At 66.7% G+C, this 13,345-nt stretch carries 12 protein-coding genes; 4 read left to right on the plus strand and 8 right to left on the minus strand.

Going from position 1 to position 13,345, the window contains the following annotated elements:
* The first annotated feature begins 86 nt into the window (after positions 1-86).
* Positions 87-851, plus strand: a complete 765-nt coding sequence (locus K7711_RS29000; protein ID WP_222972644.1) for a hypothetical protein — start codon at positions 87-89, stop codon at positions 849-851.
* A gap of 108 nt (positions 852-959) precedes the next feature.
* On the opposite strand, the gene K7711_RS29005 is transcribed toward K7711_RS29000, so the two are convergent.
* Together K7711_RS29005 and K7711_RS29010 are read right to left on the minus strand one after the other, a co-directional pair.
* Entirely contained in the window at positions 960-1,640 is a 681-nt protein-coding gene (locus K7711_RS29005) for a Sua5/YciO/YrdC/YwlC family protein (RefSeq protein ID WP_222972645.1), read from the minus strand.
* Positions 1,637-2,869, minus strand: a complete 1,233-nt coding sequence (locus K7711_RS29010) for a hydroxymethylglutaryl-CoA lyase-like TIM-barrel protein (RefSeq protein ID WP_222972646.1) — start codon at positions 2,867-2,869, stop codon at positions 1,637-1,639. Before K7711_RS29010 ends, K7711_RS29005 begins: the two co-directional genes overlap by 4 nt.
* 458 nt (positions 2,870-3,327) lie before the next feature.
* Here K7711_RS29010 and K7711_RS29015 point away from each other — a divergent pair, with 458 nt between their 5' ends.
* Positions 3,328-5,646: a WD40 repeat domain-containing serine/threonine protein kinase gene (locus tag K7711_RS29015; protein WP_222972647.1), complete on the plus strand. Its 2,319-nt coding sequence runs from the start codon at positions 3,328-3,330 to the stop codon at positions 5,644-5,646.
* 31 nt (positions 5,647-5,677) lie between these two features.
* On the opposite strand, the gene K7711_RS29020 is transcribed toward K7711_RS29015, so the two are convergent.
* From K7711_RS29020 to K7711_RS29045, 6 genes are all read right to left on the minus strand, one after another.
* Complete coding sequence (locus tag K7711_RS29020; RefSeq protein ID WP_222972648.1) at positions 5,678-6,415, minus strand: hypothetical protein; 738 nt, start codon at positions 6,413-6,415, stop codon at positions 5,678-5,680.
* A 299-nt stretch (positions 6,416-6,714) separates the two neighbouring features.
* The gene (locus tag K7711_RS29025) at positions 6,715-7,125 is read right to left on the minus strand and encodes a hypothetical protein (RefSeq protein ID WP_222972649.1); all 411 of its coding nucleotides are present in this window, start codon (positions 7,123-7,125) and stop codon (positions 6,715-6,717) included.
* Between the two features lie 351 nt (positions 7,126-7,476).
* A complete protein-coding gene (locus tag K7711_RS29030; protein WP_040823201.1) occupies positions 7,477-8,256 on the minus strand; it encodes an ATP-binding cassette domain-containing protein in 780 nt (259 codons plus the stop codon).
* On the minus strand, positions 8,253-9,230 hold the full coding sequence (locus K7711_RS29035) for an ABC transporter permease (protein WP_222972650.1): 978 nt from the start codon (positions 9,228-9,230) through the stop codon (positions 8,253-8,255). Before K7711_RS29035 ends, K7711_RS29030 begins: the two co-directional genes overlap by 4 nt.
* Entirely contained in the window at positions 9,227-10,339 is a 1,113-nt protein-coding gene (locus K7711_RS29040) for a substrate-binding domain-containing protein (protein ID WP_222972651.1), read from the minus strand. The genes K7711_RS29035 and K7711_RS29040 overlap by 4 nt, the downstream gene beginning before the upstream one ends.
* 64 nt (positions 10,340-10,403) lie before the next feature.
* The gene (locus tag K7711_RS29045) at positions 10,404-11,558 is read right to left on the minus strand and encodes a mandelate racemase/muconate lactonizing enzyme family protein (protein WP_222972652.1); all 1,155 of its coding nucleotides are present in this window, start codon (positions 11,556-11,558) and stop codon (positions 10,404-10,406) included.
* A 76-nt stretch (positions 11,559-11,634) separates the two neighbouring features.
* On the opposite strand from K7711_RS29045, the gene K7711_RS29050 reads away from it, so the two are divergent.
* Together K7711_RS29050 and K7711_RS29055 are read left to right on the plus strand one after the other, a co-directional pair.
* Positions 11,635-12,360 (plus strand): FadR/GntR family transcriptional regulator, encoded by a 726-nt coding sequence (locus tag K7711_RS29050; RefSeq protein WP_222972653.1) that lies wholly within the window; start codon positions 11,635-11,637, stop codon positions 12,358-12,360.
* Positions 12,360-13,304, plus strand: a complete 945-nt coding sequence (locus K7711_RS29055) for a U32 family peptidase (protein ID WP_222972654.1) — start codon at positions 12,360-12,362, stop codon at positions 13,302-13,304. The genes K7711_RS29050 and K7711_RS29055 overlap by 1 nt, the downstream gene beginning before the upstream one ends.
* Positions 13,305-13,345: the final 41 nt, after the last annotated feature.

A 13,345-nucleotide genomic window follows, 5' to 3' on the forward strand; every position in this document is an offset into this window, starting at 1 on the left:
TCCACGCATAAACGGATCCGACCCATCCAGGGCCTGGACTGATCCGAATGCCGGATGTCGATATCCATGTAACGAGAAAGGTCGCAATGGCCGGAGGCAAACACAGAGCGTCCAATCCGAATCGCACCCGCGTCGGCAGTGTCGTTGCGGCGAGCGCGGTTCCGCTGGTCCTGGCCGTCGCCGGAAGCGGCACGGCCACTGCGGCGCCCGCGCAATCCGATGCGGTGCCACAGCACCACGCGGCACACCCGCAGTCGCCTGCGAGCAATATCCCGAACGCACAGCCGCGCATTTCCGGCGACGTACTCACCTCGCTGCCGTCCGCACGGCCGCTGCCCGATCAACGTTATCTCGCTCCGGTCGGCGAATTGCACGCACCGAAGGCGGTCGCACCGGTGGCGCCGATCGCGCCGCCGCCCGGCAAATTCCGTTTCGGTGACGTCCAATTGAACGCGCCGACCTGGATCAATCGCGACCAGGAGGTCGCGGTCAACGACCAGTCGGCCCGCGCCGAGGCGGGCTTGGCCACCTTCCTGGATTCGGTCGGCATGGAACGCAGCCGATCGGACCGGATCGCCGGGGCCACCGTCGGCGACGCCGCCATCGGCGCTGCGGCCGGGGCGACGGCCTCCGCGCCGCTCGCGGCCACCTCCGGCCTCGTCGGTGGTGTGGCCGGTCTGGTGGTGGGAGTTCCGTTCCTGCCCATCGGACTGGTCGCCGGACCCGCCCTGGGCGCCGCGATCGGCACGGGCGTCATCACGGTTCCCGCTGCCGCCATGGGTGCGGCCGCCGGTGCAGCCGTCGGTGCGGCCCAGGGGTTCGCCGCGCCACCGCACGTCGTCGCCGGCTGAATTCGCCGATCAGCACGGGCGGGAAGCGACCCTCGGGTCGGCTTCCCGCCCGTCGCCATTTCCGAAGGGCCTGTGCGCAGTCAGAATTCGGCCGTCGAGATTCGGCCGCTATGCGTGACGGGCAGCGCTGAACGACGTGGCCGGATCCGACCGGTAGACCTCACGCAGATGATGCAGGTAGGCGGACGGGCCGCCGTGAGCTCGGTCCTGTGCACCGCAACGGGTGTGTGTCACACCGGAATTCGTGATGCGGACCGTGGTGGTCGCGCTGCGGCCCTCGGCGGGACGGCCGTCTCCGTCCGCGAGGATGTGGACGTCCGGAGGGAATGTCGCCGATGCTTCGTCGGCCGACGCGACCGGCGAATGGCCGGTGCGGTTGGCGCTGCTCACTCGCAGTGGCCGGGTCAGCAGTGCGTCCAGGGGCGACCAGCACGACCCGAATACCAATACGCAGTCGTCCCGGGCGGCATCACGCACCCAGTCGGGGGCCGCGGTCGGGTTGATCGGCAGCAACGCGGTGAGCCGCTCCTCGACCAGGAGGGTGCGGGCCAGGTCGGCCATCCCGGCGTCGAGGGCCAGCGAGGTTGCGAACTCCGCCCACACAGCCGGGTCCGAAAGCCACAGTGCGACAGGTTGATCGGCCGGGCGTCCCTTGGCCGCGTTGACCGTCTCGGCCCGCAGCGCTGCGACGACCGAGGTCAGCGGGTACGGGTTCGGCAGTACGACGGCGCTACCGGTCGCGAGTGCGGCCGCGACCTGCTCGAGCGCGACGTCGGTGACGGTGGTCATGCGCTGACCGCCGAGGCCCGCAGCGCGGTCACGTACCGCACCAGTTCCGCATCCTCGATCACCGCCTCGTTGCGGCGGTACGCCTCCGTCTTCACCCAGTTGAGCACGTCGGCGACCTCGACCCGGTCCAGCGTCAGCCCGACCCGTTCCGCGACCGCCCGCAGCACCCGGCCGCTGGCCAGGTGGGTCAGCACCACGGACGGCTCGATACCGAGCAGTTCCGCCGGGTCGTAGGGCTGGAAAACGGAAGGACGGGCGAACGGCGTCCCGGTCGAAATCGTGCCCACGCCGGTGCCGACGATCGGAGTCGTCACCGTCAACGGCAGCCCGGTCTCGGTCGAGACCCGCCGCGCGAGCTTCGGCAGCCACGTCAAATCCGGTGCGGTGTGCCACAATTCGCCCTCACCGAGCAACTCGGTGCCGCGATGCGCCAACAGGAGCAACAATTGCTCGGTGGCGACCAGGCCGCTGCGCTCGGCGACGCCCAGCCAGGAACTCGTCAGCACTCGCACCCCCGCGTGCGCGGCTGCCAGGGTGTTCGCCAGGCCTAGCCCGAGGTCGTTGTGCAGGTGGGAGGCGAATACGACGACGTCGTCCGCCTCCGCGAGCAGCCCGGTGAACAGCTCGGAAGACTGCTGTGGCAGCAGCTCGCCGGTGGTGTCGGCGATCACGACGATGCCACAACCCTCTCGGGTGAGAACACCGGCCATATCGGCCATCAGCCGCACATCACCGCGCGGACCGTCGGCATAGCAGATGTCGACGATCACGCCGCGGTCCTTGGCGATCCGAACGAGTTCCGCTGCGCCCGAGAGTGTTTCAGCCGCCGACTGACGAACCATAACCTCGGCCATGATGTCCGAGGCAGGCACCACGATCATCACCCGGCCGTTGGGGGCGTCCTGCACGGAAGCGCACGCCTGCCGCACGTCCTGCGGAGTGGCGCGGCACACCGCGGCCGGACTGACCGAGTCCGCGGCCTCCCGCGCGACCCGCCGGGTGGCCTCGAACTCCTCGGCGCACACAGCGGGAAATCCCGCGGCGAACACGACGTGTCGGGCACCGTCCGCACCGAACATCGCACCCTGATCGCGGGCCAACCGCACCCGAAACTCCGCGCTCATCAATGTCTTACCCTGCGCACCATCGCGGGCAGACTCTTCCCACAACACAATTCGGCCCTGCCGGGCCGTCTCCTTGACCGCGTCCACGACTACCTCACTCTGCATCACACTGGCTGACGGGATTGCCCCTCCGCTGATCGAGCGTCATTGGCCGTGCGCGGTGACGGCTTCAACTGTCACATGATCTTGAAATCCGTGCCACCGATAAGCTCGAAAGTAGCTACGAGCCAGTACATTTGGGAACCTCGCCGCGGATGGTGAGGTTTCCGTTCATGCGGGCGGTTGCTCGAGATTTGCTTTGGACTCCAGTTTTCCGCGTGTTAACGAAAACACTTGTCCCAATTCGGTATCGGTGCGGGCCGCCGCCGCCCGCACTCCCTCGTCGGATGCCGCGAGCAATCAGCTGCGGCCGATGGCAGGCAGTACCGGCCTGGCGACAGGGTTTCCACGACGGAGGTCCCGCGAGCCCTGTTGCGTCCGCTCGCGCCCACCTCGACAATGTTGCGTCGGATGAACACCGGGGCGCAACCCGGTAGAACTGCGCCGCAGGGAACGGTATTGCGATGAATTCGGATGAAAATGATTTGGCTGCAACGCAATCCGTCTCGTGGCAGCCCGGTGACGTGATCGCGGACCGGTACGAGGTTCGCGACGTCGTCCGGACCGGCGGCATGGGGGTGGTCTACCGGGTGTGGCACCGCGAGTGGCAGGTCGAGCTGGCGGTGAAGACGCCTCGACCGGAGTTGCTGGATTCCGCTAGGCACGTGCGGGGTTTCGAAGAAGAGGCCGAGGCGTGGGTCGGGCTGGGCGTGCATCCGAATACGGTTTCGTGCATGTACGTGCGCCATCTCGATGGTGCACCGAGGGTTTTCGCAGAATGGGTGGACGGGGGCAGCCTTGCCGAAGCGATCCGGAGCCGGCGCCTGTACGACGGCGATCGGTCACGTGTGCTGGGCCGGTTGCTCGATATCGCGATCCAGTGTGCCTGGGGACTCGACCACGCGCATGCCAACAGGCTGATTCATCAGGATGTGAAGCCCGCCAACGTCATGCTGGCTCGTGACGGGACGGTGAAGGTCACCGACTTCGGGTTGGCGAATGCACGAATAGCAGCGGGAGAAATCCCCGGCGGTAGACCGGCGGCGAGTGTGATCGCCGGGTTCGGTGGCATGACACCCGCCTACTGCTCGCCGGAACAGGCAGCCGCAGCACAGGATCGGGCGATCACGCTGACTCGCGCAACCGATGTCTGGTCGTGGGCGATCAGCGTGTGGGAGATGTTCACCGGCGCCACCCCCTGCCGGTTCGGGCAGACAGCCGGTGCGGCGTTCGAATCATTCCTCGCCGATGGCCATGCTTCGGACGGAATCCCGCCGCTACCAAAGCAATTGGCGATGCTGCTGCGCAGCTGCCTGACCCTGAACCCGGCCGCCCGACCGAAGTCTGCCGGCCGACTCGCCCGAGCATTGATCGAGCTGTACGCCGAGGTGATCGGCGAGCCCTATCCCCGGCCGTGGCCGAACGCGGAGGGTCTGCGCGCGGACCGGCTGTCCAACCACGCGCTGTCGCTACTCGACCTCGGCCGGCCCGAACTGGCGGAGAACCTGTGGCGCGAAGCGCTCGACGCGGATCGATATCATCCCCACGCCCGCTACAACTACGGCCTGTACCGCTGGCGGAGGGGCCGGATCCTCGACACCGAATTCGTCGCCGAACTCGCCGCAGTGCGTGATCGCCGTCCCGACGCGGTCATCGATCACCTGCTGGGGTTGGTCCATCTCGAGCGCGGTGACACCGCGTCCGCCCGCCGGCATCTCGGGCGAGCCGCGCGCAGCGGTCCGCCCGACCCGGAAGTCGATGCGGCGCTACGGCTGGCTCGCAATCATCCCGACGAGCCGGAGCCGCTTGTGCTGCAAGGGCACAGCGACACGGTCTGCTGTGTGTCGATCGCCGCCGACGGCCGCACCGCCGCGTCCGGCAGCATCGACGGGACTGTTCGCGTATGGGACCTCGAGGTCGGCAGCTGCCGCCACGTCCTGCACGATCGCAGGAGGTTCGGGCGGTCGTGCGGTCCCATCGATGCCGTCGCGGTGAGCGGTGACGGTACCCGCGTCGCCGCCCACGGCCGGGACGGAACGCTCCTGGTCTGGGATGGCGTAACCGGTGATCGCCAGCATCGGATCGCCGACGTGCGGGCGACCTCGATCGCAATCGGCGTCGACGGAGACCTGCTGGTCTCCGGGGGCGCACCGGGCGGACCCGTGCAGGTGTGGGATCTTGCTCGGGGCAGGGTTTTTCGTGTTCTGCGCGAGCAGAACAACCATCATCGCGATGCTGCCCCGGGATCGGTGGGGCTGACCGCGAACAATCGTCTGGCGATCGAATACGACGCCCATGACGGCGAGACGCGGGTTTGGGAGGCCGGCTCCGGGCGTCTCGTGCACTCCGTCGACAGGTTCACGGGGTTCGCTCTCGATACCCATGCCGGGCAGGCGATTTCACGCAAGTCCATGACCAGCATCGAGCCTCACCGACCAGCCGCGATGGTCATCGTATGGCACGTCGATTCGGTTCGAACAAGTCGAGCGACGAGCATCCCACCCGATCGGTTCGCCGGACCAACAGCATTCAGTTCGGATACGCAGGTGGTGACGGCAAACGATCAAGCTCCTTCCGGCCCGGTAGTCGAGGTCTGGGAGCTCGGGCGCGATCGCTGTCTGCGTACTTTCCACGGTCACACCGCGCCGATCACTTCGATCGCGCTGAGCCACGACGGGCGGACCGCCGTGTCCGGCAGCCACGACCATACGGTCCGCGCATGGCCCGTCCGGCCCGCTGGGCCCGCTGGACAGTGGTCGATCGCGCGACTGCCGATCCGGTAACTGCCCGATCCTGCGGTACTACACGATGTACTCAGTTCCGCCATCCTCCGATTCGGCGCCAGTAGTAATCCACGACGCTCTCGATCGGCAGGTGCTCGTGTGTCACTGTGTCGAGCACACGCTGCATCAGCACCGTGCCTCCGACACCATGGAGTTGGTGCCCGATCGCCCGGATCTCAGCGCATGCGCCCATCCACCCCGTGAGCGGCTGGCCGCTGGCGAGGCTCGTGTCGAGATAGTCCTGGTCCAGACTGAGGTTCATCTGTGCTCGGGTGGATTCCCCGGCTGTGCCGAGTCCGCTTTCGATCAGGCCGACCAGGCGCTGCCCGACCTGCCTCGGTTCGGCGATCTCCTCGGCTGTGAGCGGCGATACCTTGATCGTTGCCAGCGCCGGTATGTCGTCCTCAGGTGGCGAGACATACCGCGACATGACCCAAGTGCGGCTGTCCACCTGGTTCAGACCCCGACACGACGGGCATCGCACGGCGGTGAAATCGCCGTACCGTATGCCATCCCACCAACGTGCCCGGCAGCGGCCGCAAACCAACTGCGCGACATAGTTGTCCGCGATGCCCATTCCTGCGCTCCAGAACACACCCGACGGATTGATCCCGCCCGGGATCATCACGATCGTCGCCACATATTCCGCCGCAGCGACGTTGCGTTGCCACGGCAGCAGGTTCTCCAGGAACAGGCCGTCGATGTCCTTGCCCCAATTGCCGTCCGGCGTCTCGACCACGAAGAATATTCCCGTCGCGTCGACGACCACGTCGTCGATGAGGAACCGCTTCGCCTGGTCGGCGTCGAGGGCCCGGAATACGATGTAGCGTGCACCATCACTGTTCTTGATGTGGTCGGGGGCCAGACCCGCGGCGGCCGCTCGTCGCGCCATTCGCTCCGCGTCTTCGACACCGGCGTCAGCGAATTGCCGGATCAGCCCTGCCGACACACCGGTCGGGCTCGCTGGCGCCGCCTGTCCGCCCGCCTCCCGAAATCTATGCCAGAACGCCACGATTCGAACTCCTCACTCACCCTGGCACGAACTACATCTCGCCTCGCCGCCCGAAATCACCGTCGCCCCTTGGCTGCACGCCGTCGCAGGTCGTTCAATCCGCCGTTCAGGTCCCACTCACCGATACCCGCCCACAGCAGTAGGACCACCCCGCCCGGATTCGTCGACGGGGCCAGCGACCGAACCAGATCGCATGCCGCCACCATCCGCCCGAGACCGCCCTCCTGGTCGAGTTGACGACCGATCGCCCTGATCTCGGCTCTCGCTTGCGCGCTCGCATCAGCGGACAGGTTGTTGTCCCAGACCTCATCGAGCCCGTCCCTGTTCCACTGCAGCGCGTGGTCGGTTACCTCCGCCGTCGCGGCCGCGCTGATCCGGCACAACTCACTGATTCGGTGAGCAGCGTGCGCGGGCTCCTGTCCCGCGGGCAACGGTTGCCGGGTCATCCGGGACGGAGGCGAACTCATCGGACTCTGATCGTGCGAATTCTTCGAAGATTTATGCCAGAACGCCATGATCGAACTCCTCACTTGTTCGGGCCGGTATCGCAGTCTGTCCCGGTGAATCTCCACATCGATTATGTAAGAGCCGATTTCGATCTTGGAGATATCCGGCTGCATTTCCGGCTACTCAGGTAGTACACCTCGAGGAATCCGGATCGGGTACCTGTCACCTCTCAGGGCGCCCTCGCTCGGCATCGGGAGAGTCGGACGCGCCCCGCACTGCTGTGCCCCGCCCGGTCCACAACATCTCGTCCCGTGGCACAAGTGCGGGCCGTCGCGAAACGACGGCCCGCACCCCCTCATTCGATGCCGACGTCAGTCACCCGATGCCGGTGGTAGGCGGTACTCGGCGTGTACCAGGGACAGGAGTTCCTCGACGGAGGTGTCCTTGGAAGGACGGTCGAAAGTGATTTCGCCGTGTTGGAGCAGGTTCACTCGGTCGCAGACGTCCACGACCTGGCTGTAGTTGTGTGCAATGAGGATGATCGCCAGGTCGCCCTGTTGTTTGAGGCGATCGAGCAGGCGCAGGATCTGGCCGCCCTCCTTGGCTCCCATGGCCGCGAGCGGCTCGTCGAGCAGCAGGAGTTTGGCGTCGGAGTGCACCGAGCGTGCCACCGCGATGGCCTGACGTTGTCCGCCGGACAGTGAGCCCACCTCCGCGGTGACCGATGGGATGTTGATTCCGATGCGGTCCAACGACTCTCGCGCTCGGCGCTTCATCTCCGCCCGTCGCAGGAACGGCAGCGGGCGGTGCACGAGCTCCTTGTTCAGGTGCAGGTTCAGATACACCGGCAGATCCGGGATCAGCGCCAGATCCTGGAAGACCGTCTCGATCCCCAGCGACCGGGCGTGCACCACCGATTTCAGCCGGGTCTCGTTGCCCCCGAACAACAGTCGGCCGCCGTCGGGCTGATGGTATCCGGTCAGGATCTTGATCAGCGTCGACTTGCCCGCGCCGTTGTCGCCGATCAGGCCCAGGATCTCCCCGCGGGCCACCCGCAGGTTGATGTCCCGGAGCGCCTGCACCGGCCCGAACCGCTTGCTGATGTGCTCGGCACGGATCACATCATTCGGATTTTCGGTTGTCTGCGTCATGCGCTGCTCACTCGTTTGCGTAGATGTCCGAGATAGACGTTCAGCAGCATCGCGATCACGATCGCGACGCCCAGCACGACGTCGAAGGTGTTCGCGCTGACTCCGGCCAGGGAGAATCCGTCGAACACGATGCCCAGCAGCAGTGCGCCCAACAGCGCCCCGACCACCGTGCCGCGACCGCCGAGCAGGGCGGTGCCGCCGATCACCGCGGAGGCCACCGCGAGGAACATCGTGTTCGGGCCGCCGTTGGTCGGATCGAACGAGCCCAGCCGCAACCCGTCGATGATGCCGCCCAGGCCCGCCAGCGTGCTGACGAGCGAAAAGTTCACCACCTTCACGAGATTCACCCGGATGCCGGCCTCGGCCGCGCCCACCGGATTTCCGCCGGTGGCCTGTGTACTGATGCCGAATCGGGTGGCGGACAACAGGGTCTGCATCACCGCCACCACGCCCAGCACCCACAGCAACTCGGACCAGTGCGCCTTGCCGAACGCGGAGACCACCCAGCCCGAGGCCGGTGCGGCGACCGGTGCGCCGTTCGACATCAGCAGCGAGATACCTTCCAGCAGAAAGGAACTGCCCAGCGTGACGATGAACGAGGCGATGCCGAACCGGGTCGAGATGAACCCGTTGGCCGCGCCGATGGCCGCGCATACGACCAGCGCCAGAATCAGCGCCAGAATCAGTGGCGTTCCGCCGTTGTAGAACGACATCAGCACGAACGGCGACAGTGTGAACATGAATCCCGCGGACAGATCGATCTCACCGCAGATCAGCAGCATCACCTCGCCCGCGCCGACGATGGCCCACGGCGCGAGGTAGTGGATGATCGTGATGTAGTTGTCCGAGATGTTGAAACCCGTTGTGGTGACACTGAAATAGATCGCCACCGCGACGGTGGCGACCAGAATGCTCAGTTCCTTCTGCCGCACCAGCGCTTGCGCGACGGTGCGGCCGAAGGACCGTTCTGTCACAGCGTCACCGTCGAGGGCTGCGGCAGCGGGATCGAGGCGGGCATGGTGCCCAGGTTGTGGCCCTGCTGCCCCTCGTACGCACTGCCCGAGTTGTACGCCGCGACATTCTCTTTCGTCACGAAGGTCAGCCCGGTGTCGGTTTCCGGCGGCGCGAGCAGTGTGCCCGAGACGCGGTACAGGTACAGATACAGGACCGACAGGAAACCCTGCATGTACGCCGACTGGTCGATGGTGAATTCCAGTGCGCCCGAGGAGACTCCCTTGATGGTGTCCGCGAGCGTGTCGAATCCGCCCGCGTGCACCTTGCCGACGATGTTCTTGCTCGAAATCAGTTGCGCGATCGAGGCGGTGCTGCCGGCGTCCACCGCGTACAGTCCCACCGCATCGGGCTGGCCCGCGTAGGCGGCGGTCATCGCGTTGAGCTCACCCGCTTGTGCCGCACCGGTATTGATCGATTTGACCACCACGCCGGGCGCGGCCTTGGCCAGTGCCGCGGTCAGCCCGTCCAGGCGCGGCTGCAGATTGTTCGCGCCTGGCTGGGCGATGCCGACCAGGATGGTGCCGGAGGTGACGGTCTGTGCGATCCGCTGCCCCATCAGCGTGCCCGACTTGTACAGATCCTGGCCGATATAGGTCAGCGGATAGTTGCCCGGTGCGGTGGCGTTGTAGGCAACGACCGGAATCCCCTTGGCCAGCGCCTGTTTCGTGGGCTCGACGAAGGCGTTGTTGTCGGTCAGCGGGATGGCGATGCCCGCCGCGCCGGAGTTGATCGCGTTCTCGAACGCGCTGACCATCTCCGAGACGGTGCCGTTCTCCGAGCCGGTCCACTGCGGCGTGGGCAGATTGAGCAGTTTGGCGGCGTCTTCCATAGCCGTGCGCGTGGGGATGAAGAACGAGTTCGTCGTGACGTGATTGACGAACACGAATTTCCACGCCGGGGTCGACGGAAAATTGCCCACTCCACCGGATCCGGAGCGCGTGGCACTGGCGCAGGCCGACAGCAGCGTGCCCAACGCCGCCGCGCCGCCCGCGCCTCCGAGTAGTTTCAGCGCACCGCGCCGGCTCGCGGTCCGGGAGATCTCTACGGCATCGGAAAGATGTTCTGACATTGCGGGTTCCTCATCTACCAACTCTGTTGCGGGTCGCCCGGCCCGCGGCCGGGGCGTCTTGTGATCAGCCCTCGGCCGCCTGGCGACGTTCCCAGCCCGAGCTGAACAGGTTGAAGTTCACCGACTTTCGCGGATGCCGGGCGAGCGCCTCGTAGTCCAGCGAGATGCCCAGCCCCGGGCCCTGCGGCAGCGGGAAGTATCCGTCGACCACCTCGGGCAACCCGGGTGCGCAGTCCTTGACGAAGACGTCGGCGAAGTCGTTGAAGTGTTCCTGCACTTTGAAATTCACCGTCGTGGCGGCCAGGTGCAGATTCGCGGCGGTGGAGATGGGCCCGCCGACGTTGTGCGGGGCCATCAGCAGATAGTGCGATTCCGCGGTGGCGGCCAGTTTCTTGGCCTCCCACAGCCCTCCGGAGTGGGTGATGTCGGTCTGCAGGATGTCCGCGGCCTGCAGCGCGAACAGTTCGCGGTAATCGTATCGGGTGTGCATGCGCTCACCGGTCGCGATCGGAATCGAGGTGTGCGCGGCCACTTTCGCCAGTGCGGCGAGATTCTCCGGCGGTACCGGTTCCTCGAGCCAGGCCGGATCGTACGGTTCGAGCAGGCCGGCCAGGCGGATCGCGGTGGCCGGATTGAACCGGCCGTGCATCTCGATCATGATCTCGACCTCGGGCCCGACCGCCTCGCGCACCGCGGCCACGAGCTCGAGCGAGCGCGTGGTCTCGGTGTGATCCAGTTCGAACATCCCGGCCCCGAACGGATCCACCTTCATCGCCCGGTATCCCCGTGCGGTGACGCGTCGCGCGGCCGCGGCGAACTGCTCCGGAGTCCGCTCGACCTGGTACCAGCCGTTGGCGTAGGCCTTGATCCGATCGCGCACCGCACCGCCGAGCAGCCGGTACACCGGCACGCCCAGGGCCTTGCCCTGGATGTCCCAGCAGGCGATCTCGACCGCCGCCAGCGCCGACATCGCGATCTCCCCGGCCCGCGCGTAGTCCAGGCGCATCATCCGGTGCACCAGCGATTCCACCTCGAACGGGTCGCTGCCGCGGATGTGGTTGTCGGTCGCCTCGGCCAGAAAGCCCAGCAGGGCGTCGGTGTGATTGAGCATGCGGACCTCGCCGAGTCCGGTCACGCCTTCGTCCGTATGGACCTCGACGATGGTGAGATTTCGCCACGCCGTGCCGAGAACGTGCATGCTGAGCTTGGTGATCTTCATCAGATGTCCTGTCGTGCAGTCGGTTCGAAGATACAACGCTTTGACATTTACCATCCAATCATTCGATGATTTAGTCATGAACACTTTCTCCGCCGGTCCGCTGGGCAGGCATCGCACGATGCACGGCCGGGTGGTGGACTGGCTGGGCGAGCGGGTGGTCTCGGGTGTCTACGCCGAGAATTCCCAGCTGCCCAACGAGTCCGATCTCGCCGCCCAGCTGGGCGTCAGCCGCGGCGGGGTGCGCGAGGCGGTGAAGGCCCTGGCCGCCAAGGGATTGGTCGATCCGCGCCCGCGGATCGGCACGCGGGTGCTGCCCCGCTCGTCGTGGAATCTGATGGACCGGCAGGTGATCGGCTGGCACAACACCGATCCCTCGTTCGTGCACGATCTGCTCGAACTGCGCCTCATCGTGGAGCCGGGCGCGGCCCGCCTGGCCGCCGAGCGGGTGGATCCCGAACAGGTCGAGGCGATGAACGCCGCCTACGAGGCGATGGCCGAGCATGCCGCGCGACTGCCGCAGCACAGCGAGGAGTTCGTCGCCGCCGACCTCGCCTTCCACCTTACGTTGTTGCGGGCCAGTGGAAATCAGCTCGTCGAGCAACTGGGGCGGCTCCTGGAATCCGGGCTGCAGCACGGCCTCGAGGCGACCAGTGAACTACCGGGCGGAGTGGAGCGCACCCTGCCCATGCATCGCGCGGTGCTCGACGCGGTCCGGCGGGGTCGTCCCGACGCGGCCGCGCGCGCATGTCGAAAGCTCATCGAAACAACGGCCGATGCGATGGCGGCCCGAACGGAGTCCTGATGTCCGTACGAGAATTCCTCCGCGCGAGCGGTATGTCGGAGACCGACGGCCCCGCACCGGCCACGAGCGAGAAGCGTTTTCCCGACGGTGCGCAGTACCGTGTCGAGATCCCCAGCGTGGAGGGGCCCGCGGTGCTGGCCGCCGTGCTGGACGAGGCTCGTGCCCGGGACGTGCGAGTACACCGCATTTCGCAGGGCAGCGGCGTACTGTTGCTCACCGATGACGAACTGTCGGACATGGCCGCGCGGGGCGCCGCGGAACCGGTCGAGGTGAGTCTGTTCGCCCGCCCGCTGGCCGGATGGGGCACCGGCGCTGCCGCAGCGGCTTCGGGCGCGGGTGCGGTCGGTGCGCAGGCACGCGGGGCCGAGCAACTCGCGCAGTGTCTGCTGGATATCGAGCGGGCCGCGCACTTCGGCCTGCGCAGTGTGCTGATCACCGATATCGGGGTGCTCGCCTCTGCCGCGCGGATGCGTGAACAGGGTTATCTGCCTGCGGATATGCAGTTCAAGATCAGTGTGCAGATGGGGCTGGCCAACCCGGCCGCGATCCGGATCGCGCAGGATCTGGGTGCGAACACCTACAACGTCCCGACCGATCTGAGCCTGGCCCAGCTCGCCGAGATCCGGCGCGCGGTCGACATCCCGTTGGATATCTACGTGGAGGCTCCCGACGATCAGGGCGGCTTCGTCCGGCATTACGAGATAGCCGAGCTCGTCCGGGTCGCCGCACCGGTGTACCTGAAATTCGGGCTGCGCAACGCCCCGAACATCTACCCCAGCGGGACGCATCTCGAGGCGACGGCCGTGGCGTTGGGGCGCGAACGCGTGCGCCGGGCACGCATCGGGCTGGATCTGCTGCGCAGATTCGCTCCCGATGCGATCACCTCCGAACTCGGTGCGGCAGGGCTGGCCGTGCCGTCTCCCGTCGGCGCGGTCGCGAAATGATCATGCGCGCAGGACGATCCGACTCGACCGCGGACCGTCAG

Origin of the sequence: Nocardia coffeae (genome assembly GCF_019890715.1) — a bacterium.
Taxonomy (GTDB): Bacteria; Actinomycetota; Actinomycetes; order Mycobacteriales; family Mycobacteriaceae; genus Nocardia; species Nocardia jiangxiensis.

Excerpts from the sequence above, each read along its gene's own strand:
- K7711_RS29000 (WP_222972644.1), top strand. The coding sequence starts at position 87 with ATGGCCGGAGGCAAACACAGAGCGTCCAATCCGAATCGCACCCGCGTC.
- K7711_RS29045 (WP_222972652.1), bottom strand. The coding sequence starts at position 11,558 with ATGAAGATCACCAAGCTCAGCATGCACGTTCTCGGCACGGCGTGGCGA.
- K7711_RS29005 (WP_222972645.1), bottom strand. The coding sequence starts at position 1,640 with ATGACCACCGTCACCGACGTCGCGCTCGAGCAGGTCGCGGCCGCACTC.
- K7711_RS29040 (WP_222972651.1), bottom strand. The coding sequence starts at position 10,339 with ATGTCAGAACATCTTTCCGATGCCGTAGAGATCTCCCGGACCGCGAGC.
- K7711_RS29050 (WP_222972653.1), top strand. The coding sequence starts at position 11,635 with ATGAACACTTTCTCCGCCGGTCCGCTGGGCAGGCATCGCACGATGCAC.
- K7711_RS29055 (WP_222972654.1), top strand. The coding sequence starts at position 12,360 with ATGTCCGTACGAGAATTCCTCCGCGCGAGCGGTATGTCGGAGACCGAC.
- K7711_RS29010 (WP_222972646.1), bottom strand. The coding sequence starts at position 2,869 with ATGCAGAGTGAGGTAGTCGTGGACGCGGTCAAGGAGACGGCCCGGCAG.
- K7711_RS29015 (WP_222972647.1), top strand. The coding sequence starts at position 3,328 with ATGAATTCGGATGAAAATGATTTGGCTGCAACGCAATCCGTCTCGTGG.
- K7711_RS29030 (WP_040823201.1), bottom strand. The coding sequence starts at position 8,256 with ATGACGCAGACAACCGAAAATCCGAATGATGTGATCCGTGCCGAGCAC.
- K7711_RS29025 (WP_222972649.1), bottom strand. The coding sequence starts at position 7,125 with ATGAGTTCGCCTCCGTCCCGGATGACCCGGCAACCGTTGCCCGCGGGA.